This is a genomic window from Paraburkholderia sp. FW306-2-2C-D06C (genome assembly GCF_058781505.1).
The window spans coordinates 120688-136907 of the sequence record NZ_JBYSWU010000004.1; the positions used below are offsets into that span (position 1 = coordinate 120688).

Genomic DNA, 16220 nt, shown 5'->3' on the forward strand with positions numbered 1-16220 from the left:
AAGCGCAGGAACAACACAAACGTCGATCAATGTGAATCGCGCGGCACCGGCGCACCACTCGATCCCACCAGGAAGTCGAGATCCGCGCCTTGATCCGCTTGCAGCACGTGCTCGACGTAGAGCTTGTAGTAGCCGCGCGTGGGCGCTTCCGGCGCCTGCCACGCGGCGCGCCGGCGCGCCAGTTCGGCTTCCGGGACATCCAGATGCAGGCGGCGCGCTTCGACATCGAGCTCGATCATGTCGCCGGTCTGCACGAACGCGAGCGGCCCGCCTGCCGCCGCTTCCGGCGACACGTGCAGCACCACCGCGCCGTATGCCGTGCCGCTCATGCGCCCGTCGGAAATGCGCACCATGTCCGTGATGCCTTTTTGCAGCACCTTCTTCGGCAGCGGCATATTGCCGACTTCCGCAAAACCCGGATAGCCCTTTGGCCCCGCGCCCTTGAGCACCATGATGCAGTGCTCGTCGATCTCGAGCGCTTCGTCGTCGATCTTCGCGTGCAATTCCTCGATGTTCTCGAACACCACCGCGCGTCCGCGATGCTTAAGCAGATGCTGGGTGGCCGCCGACGGTTTGATCACCGCGCCGTTCGGCGCGAGGTTGCCCCTCAGCACTGCAATGCCCGCCTTCGGCTTGAATGGCTCGGCGAACGTCGTGATGACCTTCTCGTCGTGGTTCGGTGCGTTGCGCACGTTGTCCCAGATCGTCTTGCCGTTGACGGTCAGCGCCTCGCGATGCAGCAGCCCTTGCTCGCCGAGTTGCTTGAGCACCGCGGGCAAACCGCCCGCGTAGTAAAAGTCCTCCATCAGGTACTCGCCCGACGGTTGCAGATTGACCAGACACGGCACGTTCGATCCCAACTCCCAATCTTCCAGCGCAAGCTCGACGCCAATGCGCTTCGCCAATGCGATCAGATGCACGACCGCGTTGGTCGAGCCGCCGATCGCCGCGTTCGTTCGGATCGCGTTTTCGAACGCCTGGCGCGTGAGGATCTTGTCCATCGTCAGATCTTCGCGAACCATCTCGACGATGCGCCGGCCCGCGAGATGCGCGAGCACTTGCCGGCGTGCGTCGACTGCGGGGATCGCCGCGTTGTGCGGCAAACCCATGCCGAGCGATTCGACCATCGAGGCCATCGTCGACGCCGTGCCCATGGTCATGCAGTGGCCGCGCGAGCGGTTCATGCATGACTCGGCTTCGGTGAATTCCTCCTGCGTCATCGAACCGGCGCGCACTTCCTCCGACATTTGCCAGACGCCCGTGCCCGAGCCGATATGTTTGCCGCGGAACCGGCCGTTGAGCATCGGCCCGCCCGACACCGCGAGCGACGGCAAATTGCACGACGCCGCGCCCATCAGCAGTGCCGGCGTGGTCTTGTCGCAGCCCACCAGCAGAATCACGCCGTCCATCGGGTTGCCGCGAATCGACTCCTCGACGTCCATCGAAGCGAGGTTGCGAAACAGCATCGCGGTAGGCCGCAAATTGGTTTCGCCGAGCGACATCACCGGAAACTCCAGCGGCAAACCGCCGGCTTCGTGCACGCCTTTTTTTACGTACTCGGCGAGTTCGCGAAAGTGCGCGTTGCAAGGCGTTAGTTCGGACCACGTATTACAGATGCCGATCACCGGACGTCCGTCGAATTCGTCGTGCGGAATGCCCTGGTTTTTCATCCACGAGCGATGCAGAAAGCCGTCGCGGTCCTTGAGGCCGAACCACGCCTGGCTGCGCAGCGGCTTTTTAGTCTGGTTCGAATCAGCCATGAAATCTCCTGTTGGCAAGCATGTAGAGGGGGGCGCCTAGCCCGGGGCGCGCGTCAGTGCACGCGCTTGCTGCGGCGGAACTGATCGAACAGCACCGCGAGCAGCAGAATCCCGCCGCGAATCAGGTATTGATAGAAGGTCGGCACGTTCAGCAGGCTCATGGCGTCCTGCACGGAGCCCATGATCAGTACGCCGACCAGCACACCGGAAATCGTCGCGACACCGCCCGTCAGCGAGACGCCGCCGAGCACGCACGCGGAAATCACGCCGAGTTCAAGCCCGACGGAAGTCTTCGGGTCGCCCAGACTCATGCGCGACGCAAGCATCACGCCGGCGAAGCCCGTGACGAGCCCTTGCAATACGAACACGGTGATCTTGATGCGCGTGACCGGCAGGCCCGCGAGCAGCGCCGCCTCGCTATTGCCGCCGACGGCGAGCACGTTCTTGCCGAACACGGTCTTCTTCAGCAGAAAACCGAACAGCACGAAGCCGACGATGTTGCTCCAGATCGGATACGAAATGCCGAGGAACGAGCCGCCGCCGAGGTCGAAGAAACGCTCTTCGGAAATCATCACCGCGTCGCCGTTCGACGTGATGAACGCGAGCCCGCGCACGACTTCCATCATCGCGAGCGTGACGATCAGCGAGTTGATCCTGTAGCGCGCGACCAGCACGCCGTTCACGAGTCCGACCGCACCGCCTGCCAGCACGCCGGCTGCCACGCCGAGCAGCACGCTATGCGTCGCGGTGATCAGGGTGGATGCGACCACGCCCGCAAACGCGACGATCGACGCGACCGACAGATCCACTTCGCCCAACGCGAGCACGAACATCATCGTCACGGAGATCGAACCGATCAGCGTGACGGACAGCAGCAGGCCCTGGATATTTCGCGAGCTCAGGAAATCGGGTACGGCGAATGACAAGACCGCGAACAGGATGATGAACACCATCACGATGCCGGACTTGTTGATCAGATCCCATGTACGCGCCGCGCGTGCGCTCAGGCCCGCATGAGCGACGGCTGGAGTAGAGGAGTCGGTGGAGGGTGTGTGCATGATGTCTATTCCGTTTTCAATGGCGCGGTGTCTCTGTGTATCCCGGTGCCCGCATCAACGCGGCAGCGCGAGCTTGATCAATGCGTCGGGCGTGGCCTGCGCCTTCGGCAGATCGCCGACAATGCGGCCTTCCTTCATCACGATCACGCGATCCGCTACGCCGATCACTTCAGCCAGATCGCTCGACACGACGATCACCGTGCGGCCCGCTTCGGCAAGTCCATACAGCAGGCCGTAAATCTCGCTGCGCGCGCCGACGTCGATGCCGCGCGTGGGTTCGTCCATCAGGAACACGTCGATGTCCTCGGCGAGCCAGCGCGACAGAATCACCTTCTGCTGATTGCCGCCGGAGAGCGTGCCGATCGGCGTCTCGCCGTTGCGCGTCTTGATCGCGAGCTTGGCGATGAACTCCTTCGCGGTCTGCGCTTCCTTGCGGCCGTTGAGCACGTTGAAGCGGCTGAAGTGGCGGCGGCAACTGATGTTGAGGTTGTCCGAAACGGAGGCGATCGACACGATGCCTTCCTGCTTGCGGTCCTCAGGACATAACGCGACGCCCGCGCGCACCGCGTCGCGCGGTGTGGTGAAGCGCATGCGCTTGCCTTTGAGCGTGATCTCGCCGGCGGTCGGTTTCACAGCGCCGTAGATCAGCTTCATCAACTCCGAACGGCCCGCGCCGACCAGTCCGAAGAAGCCGAGGATTTCACCTTTACGCGCCGCAAACGAAGCCGGTTCGCGCAGGCCGCGCCCCATCACGCCTTTGACGTCGAGTTGCACGTCACCGATATCGCGCGAGCGGTAGCCGTACACGTCGGCGATCGAGCGGCCCACCATGCAGCTGATCAATCGGTCGCGATCGAGTCCGGCACCCGCGTCGAACGTATCGATGCGGCGGCCGTCGCGAAACACCGTCACGCGGTCGCACAGTTCGTAGACTTCATCCATCCGATGCGTCACGTAGATGATCGCGCGGCCCTCGGCCTTCAGCGCGCGAATGATCCGGAACAACTGCGCGGTCTCACGCGACGACAACGAGCTGGTCGGTTCGTCGAACGCAATCACGCGTGCGTCGCGCATCAGCGCCTTGCCGATTTCGATCATCTGCCGCTGACCGATCGACAGATTTTTCACCTGCTGCGCCGGATCGATTTTTTCACCGAGCCGCTCCAGTTCGCGCACTGCGCGAGCAATCAGCGCCTTCTCGTCCAGCACGCCGAAACGATTGGGCAGGGCGCCGAGCATCAGGTTTTCCGCGACCGTCAGCTCCGGCACCAGATGCAGTTCCTGATAGATGATCGCGACGCCCGCCGCGATGGCCGCTTTGGTGGTGATGAACTGCTGCTCGACGCCATCGAGCGACAACGTACCCGCCGCCGGCTGGTTCACGCCGGAGAGCACCTTGAGCAGCGTCGATTTGCCGGCGCCGTTTTCGCCCATCAAGCCGTGCACTTCGCCGCGGCGCACTTCGAGCGATACCTGGTCGAGCGCGAGTACGCCGGGAAAGCGCACGGTGATGCCGTCGAGCCGCAGGTACGGATCGGCGGACGCAGAAGCGAACGCGGGCGAGGGCGCTTGCGCGGAAAGCGCCGCTTCGTCAGTGTGGGAAACCGTCATCGAAAGCCTCTAGCTGGTGGACAAGCCGTGCGGGCCGATCTCGCGTGAGCGCGCTTCGGCCCGCAACGTGCGGACGCGAAGCCCGCTTAAATCCCGAGCTCTTTACGCACGTCCTGCCAGTTGCCGCGCACCATCAGCTTGCCGGTGGTCTGCGTATCGGCCGGCGGCTGCTTGCCGCCCTTGATCCACTCGACGAGGTTCTCCGTGCTCTCCTTGCCGTGCATCGTCGAGCTCACGGCGATCGTGCCGTAGAAGCCCGTCGGTTCCTTCTTCTGGAACTCGGCGAACGCTTCGCCCGCGCCGTTGATGCCGACGCCGATCACGTCCGCTGCCGGAATGTGCAGTTGCTCGGTCGCGCGCACGCCGCCCAGCACGCTCTCCTCGTTGAGCGCGAAGATCACCCACTTCTTGATGTTCGGGTGCTGCGCGAGCACCGGCGACGACGCGTTGAAACCGCCTTCGTCATCGGTGGTCTTTTGCGGCGCGTCGAAGATGTTTTCCTTCTTGAAGCCGCCGGCGAGCAGCGTTTGCGTCGCGCCGTCGGTGCGCAATTTCGCGGTCGGCAGTTCGTAGTTCGTGATGCGCAGCGCGCCGACTTCTTCCGGTTTCCAGCCGCGACGCTTCATTTCATCGGAAATCGCCGTGCCGACCTGGTTGCCGATCTTGAACGCGGACATGCCGAGATGCGGCACGTTGGGCAGCGGCTTGCCAGTCGAGTCGACCAGTTGATCGTCGACGGTGACGAACTTCATGTTGTAGCGCTTCGCGCGCGCCTGAATCGCCGGTCCGAGGCGCACGTCCGGCGCGCAGATCACGAAGCCTTTGGCGCCTTGCGCGCCGAGGTTGTCGATGGCAGCCAGCACTTTTTCGCCGTCCGGCGTGCCGATGTTGACCACCGAGAAGCCATCCTGCTGGCCGAGCGCGGTGGCGGCCTTCTGTTCGTTGATGAACCACGCCTGTTCCGGCATCTTCACGAGAAAGCCGACTTTGAGCGGCTGATCCGCGTGCGCGGAAAGTTGCGCGGCAAAGGGCGCGGCGAGGGCGGCGGCGGCCATCGCGGATAGCGTCAAACGGCGAAGCTTGCTGGTCATGTCTGTCTCCTGACGTTGAAAAGCTGCATTGATTTCGTTTAGTTGCAGCGGGGCGATGCACGGCCGGCGTCAGCCGGAACGTGGATAGGCGAGTGGATGCGCGGATGCCATGGCGATCAGTCCGCGACGTAGGCCGTTTTCACGGACGTCCAGAATGCGGTGTCGGCGGCGCCGTAGGCCGACGCTTTACGGCCGCCGGCGGGCGCGTGATGTTCGACGGCGGTGGTCGCTAGGTTGATCGTCACGAGGCCGCTTTGCACGTGACGCCGGAAATGCCGCGCACGGGCGAGCGAGCGCGTGCAGATGCCGGCGCATAGACCGTAGGCGGTGTCGTTCGCGAGATGCAGCGCGTGGTCGTAATCGTCGGCGCGCAGCACGACGGCCAGCGGTCCGAAAATCTCTTCACGCGCGATACGGTGTTCGGGTTCGCCGATGAATAGCGCCGGCTCGAAAAAGTAGCCGCGCGTCGCGCGTTCCAGTCGCCGGCCGCCATGCAGCAATTGCGCGCCTTCCTGTTGACCGATACGCACGTAGTCGAGATTGCGCTCCAGCTGCGCGGCGTTCGCGATCGGGCCGATATCCGTGCCGTGTTTCAACGCATGATCGACAGTGAGTCTGGCGAGCTTGGACTGCAACGCATCGACAAACGGCTCGAACACCGCGCGTTCGACAATCAGGCGCGACGCCGCAGTGCTGCGTTGACCGCTCGAGCCATATGCGCCGCTCAAGGCCGCCTCGACGGCGCCGTCGAGATCGGCATCGGCCAGCACCACGAACGGATTCTTGCCGCCCATTTCCAGCTGCACGCGCGCCTGCCGCGCGGCCGCGGCTTGCAGAACCCGCGTGCCGGTTTCCGCCGAACCGGTGAAGCTGATTGCCGCCACCAGCGGATGCGCCGCGATCCGCGCGCCGACCTGGCGGCCGCTGCCCATGACGAGATTGAAGACGCCCGCAGGCATGCCGACGCGGCTCACGATCGTCGTCAGCGCCGCCGCGCAAGCCGGCGCCGATTCGGCCGGCTTGAAGACGACACAATTGCCGTGGGCGAGGGCGGCGCCGAGCTTCGCCGCGGCGATCGCGAGCGGCGCGCTCCACGGCGCGATGATGCCGACCACGCCGAGCGGCTCACGCGTCACGTCGATCTCGACGCCGGCGCGCGCCGAAGCCGCCGGCTCGGCGGACGCGCGTACTGCCTCGGCAGCGAAAAACTTGAAGATCTGGCCGGCGCGCGTCGCTTCGGCCAAGGCTTCGGGCAAGGTCTTGCCGACTTCGCGCGCCAGCAGCCGGCCCAGCTCGTCGCGGCGCGCCAGCATCTCGCTGCCGATCGCGTCGAGCGCATCCGCGCGGCGCTGCGCCGAACCCAGCGACCATTCGCGGAACGCCGCGCTCGCCGCTTCGATCGCGGTATCGGTCTGCCGCGCATCGGCGCGCACATAATCGCCGACCGGTTCGTCGAGGTCCGATGGATTGAGCGACACGCCAGTGGTCGCACCCGTCTCCCAACCGCCGTTGATGTAATGGCGGAACGGACTTGCAACGAGGGGGACGAGCGGATCGCGATTCATCGAAATCGAAGGGTAGACGCCACGTGAGGAAGCTCGGAAAGTCCACGAATGGTATGAGCCGCCCCAATAACTTTCCAATCCCTTTTTGGGCTCTCGCGATATCAATTCCGGTATGGCATGATGAAGCCTTCGCCCCAGCAGACGGCCTTGAGCCGCTTTATGGAGACAGGCCATGACCCGCAGCTACTCGAACTGGTTCGTGCGCGCGCGGCTGAAGACGCGACAGTTGCTGTTACTCGCGGCGATGGAAGAGGAGGGCAACGTCCGGCGCGCCGCCGACGTGCTCGGCATGACGCAACCCGCCGCCTCGCGTCTTCTGAAAGAGCTGGAAGACGTGCTGGAGGTGAGTCTGTTCGACCGCACGCCACATGGCATGCACGCCACGCTGTACGGCGAAGTGATGATCCGCCACGCGCGCATGGTGCTGTCGAACCTGAGCCACGCGCACGACGAAATCTCGGCTCTGCGCGCCGGTCTGGCAGGCCAGGTGCGCATCGGCGTGATCGCCGCCGCCGCCGCGACGATGGTGCCACGCGCGATCGCCAGCGTGAAGGAACGCTATCCGCAATTGCAGATCTGGGCGGAAGTGGAAACCTCCGACGTGATGCTGCCGAGAATCGCAGAAGGCGAACTGGACATCATGGTCGGCCGCGTGTTGGAACGGCAGAACCAGTTCAAAACCGAAGTTCGCTATGAACCGCTCGCCGACGAACCGCTGTGCGTGGTCGCGCGTCCCGGTCATCCTCTCGAAAATGAAACAGGTTTGACACTGCGGGGAATCGTCAACGCGAGTTGGGTTTTGCATCCGCCGGGCAGCGTTTTGCGCCATCGCTTCGATCTGATGTTTTCGCAAATCGGGCTGAATCCGCCGCAAAACGTGGTCAATACCAACAATTTTCTGGCGATTTCGAGCCTGCTGCTGCAAAGCGACATGCTCGCGGTTTTACCCGACGAAGTGGCGCGTCAATACCAACAGTATGGTGTTCTGAAGCGGGTGCCGATCGATTTACCGTGCAGGATGGATACATTCGGTATCATCACGCGCCAGTCGCACCTGCTTTCGCCGGCGGCCTCCGTTGTGCTCGAAGCCTTGCGGGAAGCCGCTGTCGAGGTCTACGGCGCCCCCTTCGAGCCGGCAGTGGCGCGATAAATGCTTCTCCTGCTGCAGAAAGCAGCCGGTCGCGCCGTCTAACTGACGGCATTCAGACAGCGCACCGCGGCCCCTGGGCCGCACGTTTTGCTGCGATCCGAACCGCAGCGGAACGCCGGCCTTCGGCACGGGAGGGGCAAGCGATGTACAAACAACACGGTAAACGGCAACGAGCCGTCGACGATTCTTTTTCTGTTCGCTCCGGTGGAGCGAACACCTGGTATAGCAACGGCATGGCTCTCAAATCGACGATTTACAAGGCGGAACTCCAGATCGCCGACATGGACCGACACTATTACGCCGACCATTCGCTGACGATCGCCCGCCATCCCTCGGAAACCGACGAGCGGATGATGGTGCGCGTCGCCGCGTTCGCGCTGTTCGCCCAGGAACGGCTCGAATTCTGCAAAGGCTTGTCGGATGTCGACGAACCAGACCTGTGGCAGAAGGATCTGACCGGCGCGATCGAAACCTGGATCGAAGTCGGCCAGCCGGACGAACGGCGCATCGCCAAGGCGAGCGGCCGCGCGAACGAAGTGATCGTCATCGCTTACGGCGGCCGCGCCTCGGGCATCTGGTGGCTAGGCGTGAAGAACAAGGTCGAGCGGATGCGCAATGTGACGGTATGGACGCTCGACGAAGACGTCGCCGCCGCACTCGGCTCGCTCGCCGAACGCACGATGCGTCTGCAATGCACCGTGCAGGACGGCGAAGCGTGGCTCGGCAGCGCCGAGGCGGACGCGGTGCCGATCAAGTGGACGGTGTTGAAGGCGCCGGCTGACGCCTGATCGCATTGCGTGGGTACAGCTTGCGCGCCTGCGTCTACGTTGTTTTCCGCTGCCCGGCCCGCAACAGCGGCGGGCGTAACTACAGGGCGTAACTACAGCGACGTCATACGCGCCGCTTCCGGCGGCCCTTTCAGCTCGACCATATTGCCCTCCGGATCGAACAGATACAGCGACGGCCCGAAGCCGTCCGCGCCATAGCGCAGCGCCGTTTCGCCAAGCCGCGCGCCATGTTCGCTCAGATGCGCCTTGAGCGCGTCGGCATCGAACGGTTCGATCCGCAAACACACGTGATCCATGTTGCGTCCCGCGCCGGGCGTGCCGTTTTCGGCGTGGTCGAGCTTTGCGCCGACCTGCAGCAGGTCGATCAACGAGCGCCCGGCTCGCAACTGCGTCAAGCCCAGATCGCGCTGCTCCTTCTCTACGCTGCAACCGAGCACGTCGCAATAGAAACGCGACATCTGCGTGACGTCCGCCGCTCGAATAACGATGTGATCGATCTCGCGAATGTGGATTTTCATGTCGAACGCCCCTTGGATGGTTCGCTGAACGGATGAGTAACCAGTGTAGGAGGAAAGGGTGGCGCCGTGATGGCAGCATGCAATCCGTCATCGATCACCCGCAAAGGGGCGGATCAGGAAACGACAGATGAAAGGTACGGACGAAAAAAAGCCCGCTCTATTTGGAGCGGGCTGAATCCATATCAGGAGGAGACATGGAGGAGACAAGTACTAATATACACATGGGGTTGGTGCGACGCAATAACTTTTTAAGGGAAAACCCGATATCGTGCCAAATTGTCGCACTTTGTGGCGAAACGACCGCTTGGCGCGGCTTCCAGCCTACGAGGAAGCGCAATGACAGAGCAAGAACCGGAGCGTAGTGTGTCGGCATGCGGCTTACATTGGTGAGCATCGACACTGCCTTTCCGGAAGCATCATGAACCGCACCGACCACACCGCTGTCCCCCAGTGGACCTCCGACCCCGACCGCTGGGACGCCGTCACCCGCCGCGACCCGCAGGCCGACGGCGCGTTCTTCTACGGCGTCAAAACCACCGGCGTGTTCTGCCGTCCGTCGTGCGCCTCGCGTCAGCCGCGCCGTGAAAACGTCGATTTCTTCGCCGACGCGGACGCCGCGCGCGCCGCGGGCTATCGCGAATGCAAGCGCTGCCAGCCCGGCGGCCTGCCGCGCGAGCTCGAGATCGTCAATCGCGCCTGTGCCGCGCTCGACGCCGATCCGCAACAGCGCCTTACGCTCGCGCAGTTGAGCGACGCCGTGCACGTCAGCCCGTTTCACTTGCAACGCCTCTTCAAACGCGTGGTGGGCGTCTCGCCGCGTCAGTATCAGGCCGCAAAGCGCGGCGCCGCCTTGCGCGACGCGCTCCAGAGCGGCTCGGACGTCACCCGCGCCACGCTCGACGCCGGCTTCGGTTCGCCGTCGCGAATGTACGACAGCGCATCGGCCGAATTGGGCATGGCGCCGTCGGCGTTTCGCCGCAAGGGCGCCGGCTTGATCGTGCGCTACGCCAGCGCGCCGACTTCGCTCGGCTTCGTGCTGGTGGCCGCCACCGACAAGGGCATCTGCAAGATCGGTTTCGGCGACGACGCCGCGGCGCTCGCCGACGAACTGCACAGCGAGTTTGCCAATGCCGAACTGGTCGAGGATCCGGCGCGGCTTGCTCCGTTCATCACGCAAGTGGACGCCTACTTGCACGGCACGCGCGAGCGCTTCGATCTGCCGCTCGATATCGCCGCAACCGCCTTCCGGCAACGCGTGTGGGACGCGCTGCGGCGCATTCCGTATGGCGAGACGCGCAGCTATTCGGAAATCGCCGAAGCCGTCGGTTCCCCCCGCGCCGTGCGCGCGGTGGCGAGCGCGTGCGCGACGAATCCGGTCGCGCTGGCGATTCCTTGCCATCGTGTGGTGCAGAAGAGCGGGGCGCTGGCGGGTTATCGCTGGGGACTGCCGCGCAAGGCTGCGCTGCTCGACAACGAAGCACAACACGCCCACGACGCGCACGACGATCACGATGCCGCCGGCAGGAAACGCAAGACCGACGCCATTGCCGACGCTACCACCAACCTGGACCATGCCGCGTGAGCACGCTTGACGACGTCGCAACACTCGAACTGCCGTTCAAACCTCCCTTCGACTGGCCGCGGCTGCTGCGCTTTTTCGGCGGACGCGCGACGCCGGGCGTCGAAGCGGTCGAAGACGGTGCCTATCGCCGCGCCATCGATTGGGCCGGCGACAGCGGCACCCTGACGGTGCGTCTGCATCCGCGCAAGCGCTGCATCGTCGCGAGCATCGAGGGTTCCGCGAGCCGTCACGCGGACGCGCTCGCCGCGCCGATCGCGAAGATGTTCGATCTGCACGCCGATCCGAAAAAGATCGGCGCGGAACTCGCCGCCGACCCGTGGCTCGCGCCTTTGATCGAATCGGTGCCGGGCCTGCGCGTGCCGGGTGCGTGGTCGGGCTTCGAACTGGTGGTGCGCGCGATCGTCGGCCAGCAGGTCAGCGTGAAGGCCGCGACCACCATCATCGGGCGGCTGGTGCAGCGCGCCGGCGAACGCATCGACGGGCATCCGCACGAGAACACCGCGTGGCGCTTTCCGACGCCCGCCGCGTTGGCGGCGGTGGATCTGGAAAAGATCGGCATGCCGGGGAAACGCGTAGCCGCGTTGCAGGGCTTCGCGCACGCGGTCGCTTCGGGCGACGTGCCGCTCGACAGCAGCGTGGCCGACGCCACCAGCCTGCGCGCCGCGTTGCTCGCACTGCCTGGCATCGGCCCCTGGACGGTCGAGTACGTCGCGATGCGCGCATGGCGCGACGCCGACGCGTGGCCCGCCTGGGACCTCGTGCTGATGCAGGCGATCTGCGCGCGCGATCCGTCGCTCGTGCGGCCCACCCAGCAGCGTGCCCGCACCGACACGTGGCGGCCGTGGCGCGCGTATGCGGCGATGCATCTATGGAACGAGGTGGCGGACCGGGCCGGCGCCGCGCGCGGCGGCTAACACGCGGCTAACCCGGTATCGGCCGTGCAAGCCCCGCCCGCCGGGGCGGGTCGGGGAGAACCGCGGATCGCGCGCCAGACGCGTGAAAGGTAGAGTGAGCGGGTCGCCGCCAGGCTGATTCGGCCGGAAAACAGACGGGCTCGAGTGCCGCGAAGCGGCCTCAAGCAGCCGCCGTGGCGAGATGTTAAAGTGCCCGCTACCTGAAAATTCCGCCGAACGTTGTCAACCGCCAGCGCTGCATCGAATGCAGACACGCGGCACATGGCGGCCGACAACGCCCGACTTGCATCAATGCCAAACAACACACCTTCCCGCACGACCGACGCGTTCTTGCACCGCCTGTCCGTGCTGAGCTCCGGCCCCCAGCGCGACGCGCTGATCCGCGGCCTGCGCGGCATCGAAAGGGAAAGCCTGCGCGTGATGCACGACGGCCAGCTCGCACTGACCCCGCATCCGCGCGCACTCGGTTCGGCGCTCACGCACCCATCGCTCACTACCGACTATTCCGAGGCGCTACTCGAACTGATTACGCCGGCGGAGCACGACGCCGCCATCACGCTCGAGAAACTCGACACGTTGCATCGTTTCGTCTATGCCGAACTCGGCGACGAAATTCTGTGGAACAACTCGATGCCGGGCCTGTTGCCCGAAAAGGACGAGGACATTCCGATCGCGCAATACGGCATTTCGAATATCGGCAAGCTGAAGTACGTGTACCGCGTCGGCCTCGCGCTCCGTTACGGCCGCACGATGCAGTGCATTGCGGGCATCCACTACAACTATTCGCTGAACGAAGAAGTATGGCGGCTGTTGCATGCCGACCAGCAATCCACGGCCAGCGCCGTCGATTTCCAGTCCGAACGTTATCTCGCGCTGATCCGCAATTTCCGCCGCACCAACTGGCTGCTGATGTATCTGTTCGGCGCGTCGCCGGCGCTGGATCGCCGCTTCCTGCGCGGCCGGAAACACACGCTCGAGACGTTCGACGCCGATACGCTGTACCGCCCGTACGCAACCAGCTTGCGCATGAGCGATCTCGGTTATTCGAACACCACCGCGCAAGCCGCGCTGCATGCGGACTACGACACGCTGCCGGGCTATCTCGACGCCCTCGCGAAGGCCGTGAGCCAGCCGTATCCCGCGTATGAGGCGATCGGCACGCAGCGCGACGGCGAGTGGGTACAGATCAACACGAATGTGTTGCAGATCGAAAACGAGTTCTACTCGACGATCCGGCCCAAGCGCGTCACCTATCCCGGCGAGCGTCCGCTGCATGCGCTGGCCGCGCGTGGCGTGCAATACGTCGAAGTGCGCTGCATGGATATCGACCCGTTCGAGCCGATCGGTATTTCGCTGGAAACCGCGCGGTTTCTCGATGCCTACCTGCTGGTCTGCGCCCTCGACGAGAGCGCGCTGTTGCCGCCCGACGCCTACGCCGAAGCGAATCAGAACTTCGGCCGCGTGACGATGGAAGGGCGCAAGCCGGGGCTCGAACTGACGCGCAACGGCCAAACGGTTGCGATGACGGATTGGGCGGACGAACTGCTCGTCAAGATCGACGCGGCCGCAGCGACGCTCGATGCCTTGCAGGGCGGCGACGCGCACGCGCGCGCCGTGGCGGTTCAACGCGCGAGGCTGGCGGACCCGTCGCTGACGCCGTCGGCGCGCGTGCTGCAAACCATGCGCGACAAGCAGCAGAGCTTCCTGGCATTCGGCCTCGAACAAAGCGAGGCGCACGCCGCGCATTTTCGCGCGCGTGCGCTGAATGCCGCGCAAATGAAGGAGTTTGCCGAACTCGCCGCGCAGTCGCTGGCGGAGCAGACCAAACTCGAACAGCAGGAAGTGGGTTCATTCGACGCATTCGTCGCGGCTTATCGGGCGTATACGTTGAACCGGTTTAGCGTCTGAACGGCGAGTAGCCGGCTTAATTCGGCAAAAATTCCGCACGTGCTGACGATTCGCCGGCGCGGGTGAAACACGGTGCCGGCGTTGCGGTCCAACCTGCATGGCGTGCTTCAGAGGGGAGGAATCACCGTGATGAAAAAAGGTCTGTTGGCCGTGTTGTGCGTAGTGGCGGCGGGGTGCTCGACACAGGGGCAGGTCGATCCGGACGTCATGCAGATCGCGACGGCGCCGCTGACGTGTTCGAGCAAAGCCGAGTGCGACGCATGGTGGCAACGCGCGCAGACGTGGGTGACGACCCATTCGAAATACAAGGTCGAAGCCGCGACGGACACGTTGATCCAGACCGCCGGCCCAGACGGCGGCAAGCGGGCGTTGGCGTACCAGATTACGCGTGCCCCGAATCCTGACGGCACATCGACGATTGGCTTTGCGGCGCATTGCGACAGCTCGCTCGGCTGCACGCCGAACCCGTGGGTGGCAGGCGCCGCCTTCAAGCAGTATGTACGAGGCATTGCAACCGGCGCGCCGCCGAGCGGCGCGAAACCATCGCAACCCACCTCATCGGCGATGCACCCGGATACGTTACAGGGACAATCGATCCCGGGAACGAATGGCGAATCGATAACGCAGTGAAACGGGAAGGCAACGCCGTGGGCAAAAAAGCATCAATGCCCCATCGAAGGCCCAACCCCCTTGCGCGGTTTAGTAATCCAAACCAGCGCCGCCAGCACAACAAACGCCGCACAGGAAATCCGGAAGAAATCATTCGTGGCCATCATATAAGCCTGAGCCGTGACGATCTGATTCAACTGTGCGGTGATCCCGTCGCCGGAGAGCCCGAGACCAGCCAGCGCATTCGTATAAGAATTGGTATTGGCCGCATAGACATTCACCGAATCGGTCAACCTCGCATGATGGTAAATCGTGTCGTTCTCCCAGTACGTGGTGCTGATAGCCGTCCCAATCGCCCCCGACAAAGTCCGAAAGAAGTTAGATAGACCAGAGGCACTGGCGAGCCGCTCATCCGATACGCTGGACAGCGTAATAGTGGTCATCGGCACAAAGAAACAGGCGACCCCAATGCCTTGCACCAGCCGCGGCCAGATCACATGATTGAACGGCACGTCGAGCGTAAAAGTCGAATTCCAGAACGACACAAGAGCAAACACGATAAACGCAAAACTCGCCACGATCCGCAGATTGAGCCGATGCATATTTCGCCCGATCAAGGGCGACAGGAACAGTGCGAGCAAGCCGACCGGCGCGGTTGCAAGTCCGGCAAGCCCGGCGGTATAGCCCATCACCGTCTGCAGCCAGAGCGGGAAAATCACCACCGACCCAAAGAACGCCATAAAGCCGAACGAGATAATCAACACGCCGAGCGCGAAGTTGCGATCCTTGAAGAGCGAGAGATCGACGACAGGCTCTTTCTCGGTCATCTCCCACACCAGCATGAACGCGATCGACACCACCGCGATAATCGCCAGCACAACGATGAACGTGGAGTTGAACCAGTCGCGATCCTTACCCAGGTCGAGCATCATCTGCAGGCACGACACGCCGATCACGAGTAACGAGAGGCCGACTGCATCGATGCGCTGTTTGGTGATTTTCGTCTCGCGGCCGCGCAGCAGCAGGAACGCGCACACCGCCGAGAACACCCCGATCGGCACGTTGATGTAGAAGATCCACGGCCACGTGTAGTTGTCGGTGATATAGCCGCCCATCACGGGCCCGAAGATCGGCGCGCAGATCACGGTCATGGCCCAGAGACCCAGTGCGAGCCCGCGCTTTTCCGGCGGATAGGAGCGCATCAGAATCGTCTGCGAGAGCGGGACCATCGGCCCGGAGACGAGCCCTTGCACGAGCCGGAACGCGATCAGCGACTCGAAGTTGTGCGCGAAGCCGCACAGCGCCGACGCGATCGTGAAGAGCAGCACCGACAAGGTAAAGAGCCGCACTTCGCCGACCCGCCGTGCGAGCCAGCCGGTCAGCGGCACCGCGATCGCCGAGGCCACCGAATACGACGAGATGACCCAGGTGCCCTGGCTGGTCGCCACGCCGAGGCTGCCGGAAATGGTCGGCACGGCGACGTTCGCAATCGATGTATCGAGCACTTCCATGAAAGTGCCGAGCGCAAGACCGACCGTAAGCAAAGCCAGCGCGCCGCCTTTGAGCGGAGCGGGCTCGGCGGCGGGTAGGGCAGCGGCGGGAGCCGTGGCAGCCATGTGTTTCTCCTCAGCCTGGAAAGCTTGTCGCGGCAGCTTTATCGCGCATG

General features: G+C 64.0%; 13 protein-coding genes. 6 read left to right on the forward strand and 7 right to left on the reverse strand.

Annotated elements, in window-relative coordinates:
- Positions 1-26: 26 nt before the first annotated feature.
- The 5 genes from AC3WLT_RS04620 to AC3WLT_RS04640 form a co-directional block, all read right to left on the reverse strand.
- Positions 27-1760, reverse strand: coding sequence for an IlvD/Edd family dehydratase (locus tag AC3WLT_RS04620; protein WP_492590738.1), 1734 nt, complete (start codon positions 1758-1760; stop codon positions 27-29).
- A 53-nt stretch (positions 1761-1813) separates the two neighbouring features.
- Entirely contained in the window at positions 1814-2818 is a 1005-nt protein-coding gene (gene araH / locus AC3WLT_RS04625; protein ID WP_492590739.1) for an L-arabinose ABC transporter permease AraH, read from the reverse strand.
- 54 nt (positions 2819-2872) lie between these two features.
- Entirely contained in the window at positions 2873-4429 is a 1557-nt protein-coding gene (gene araG, locus AC3WLT_RS04630; RefSeq protein WP_492590740.1) for an L-arabinose ABC transporter ATP-binding protein AraG, read from the reverse strand.
- 86 nt (positions 4430-4515) lie between these two features.
- Positions 4516-5520, reverse strand: coding sequence for an arabinose ABC transporter substrate-binding protein (locus AC3WLT_RS04635; RefSeq protein ID WP_492590741.1), 1005 nt, complete (start codon positions 5518-5520; stop codon positions 4516-4518).
- A gap of 116 nt (positions 5521-5636) precedes the next feature.
- Positions 5637-7085 (reverse strand): aldehyde dehydrogenase family protein, encoded by a 1449-nt coding sequence (locus AC3WLT_RS04640; RefSeq protein ID WP_492590742.1) that lies wholly within the window; start codon positions 7083-7085, stop codon positions 5637-5639.
- A gap of 172 nt (positions 7086-7257) precedes the next feature.
- Here AC3WLT_RS04640 and AC3WLT_RS04645 point away from each other — a divergent pair, with 172 nt between their 5' ends.
- Both AC3WLT_RS04645 and AC3WLT_RS04650 read left to right on the forward strand, forming a co-directional pair.
- On the forward strand, positions 7258-8235 hold the full coding sequence (locus AC3WLT_RS04645; RefSeq protein ID WP_492590743.1) for a LysR family transcriptional regulator: 978 nt from the start codon (positions 7258-7260) through the stop codon (positions 8233-8235).
- Between the two features lie 233 nt (positions 8236-8468).
- A complete protein-coding gene (locus AC3WLT_RS04650) occupies positions 8469-9023 on the forward strand; it encodes a YaeQ family protein (protein ID WP_492590744.1) in 555 nt (184 codons plus the stop codon).
- A gap of 92 nt (positions 9024-9115) precedes the next feature.
- On the opposite strand, the gene AC3WLT_RS04655 is transcribed toward AC3WLT_RS04650, so the two are convergent.
- Complete coding sequence (locus AC3WLT_RS04655; RefSeq protein WP_492590745.1) at positions 9116-9541, reverse strand: VOC family protein; 426 nt, start codon at positions 9539-9541, stop codon at positions 9116-9118.
- Positions 9542-9959: 418 nt separating this feature from the next.
- On the opposite strand from AC3WLT_RS04655, the gene ada reads away from it, so the two are divergent.
- From ada to AC3WLT_RS04675, 4 genes are all read left to right on the forward strand, one after another.
- Positions 9960-11123 (forward strand): bifunctional DNA-binding transcriptional regulator/O6-methylguanine-DNA methyltransferase Ada, encoded by a 1164-nt coding sequence (gene ada / locus AC3WLT_RS04660; RefSeq protein WP_492590746.1) that lies wholly within the window; start codon positions 9960-9962, stop codon positions 11121-11123.
- Complete coding sequence (locus tag AC3WLT_RS04665) at positions 11120-12037, forward strand: DNA-3-methyladenine glycosylase family protein (protein WP_492590747.1); 918 nt, start codon at positions 11120-11122, stop codon at positions 12035-12037. The genes ada and AC3WLT_RS04665 overlap by 4 nt, the downstream gene beginning before the upstream one ends.
- Positions 12038-12328: 291 nt before the next feature.
- Positions 12329-13945: a glutamate--cysteine ligase gene (gene gshA, locus AC3WLT_RS04670; RefSeq protein WP_492590748.1), complete on the forward strand. Its 1617-nt coding sequence runs from the start codon at positions 12329-12331 to the stop codon at positions 13943-13945.
- A gap of 129 nt (positions 13946-14074) precedes the next feature.
- On the forward strand, positions 14075-14575 hold the full coding sequence (locus AC3WLT_RS04675) for a hypothetical protein (protein ID WP_492590749.1): 501 nt from the start codon (positions 14075-14077) through the stop codon (positions 14573-14575).
- Between the two features lie 32 nt (positions 14576-14607).
- On the opposite strand, the gene AC3WLT_RS04680 is transcribed toward AC3WLT_RS04675, so the two are convergent.
- Positions 14608-16170 carry a DHA2 family efflux MFS transporter permease subunit gene (locus AC3WLT_RS04680; RefSeq protein WP_492590750.1) on the reverse strand — a complete coding sequence of 521 codons (1563 nt, stop codon included), beginning with the start codon at positions 16168-16170 and terminating at the stop codon, positions 14608-14610.
- Positions 16171-16220 lie beyond the last annotated feature (50 nt).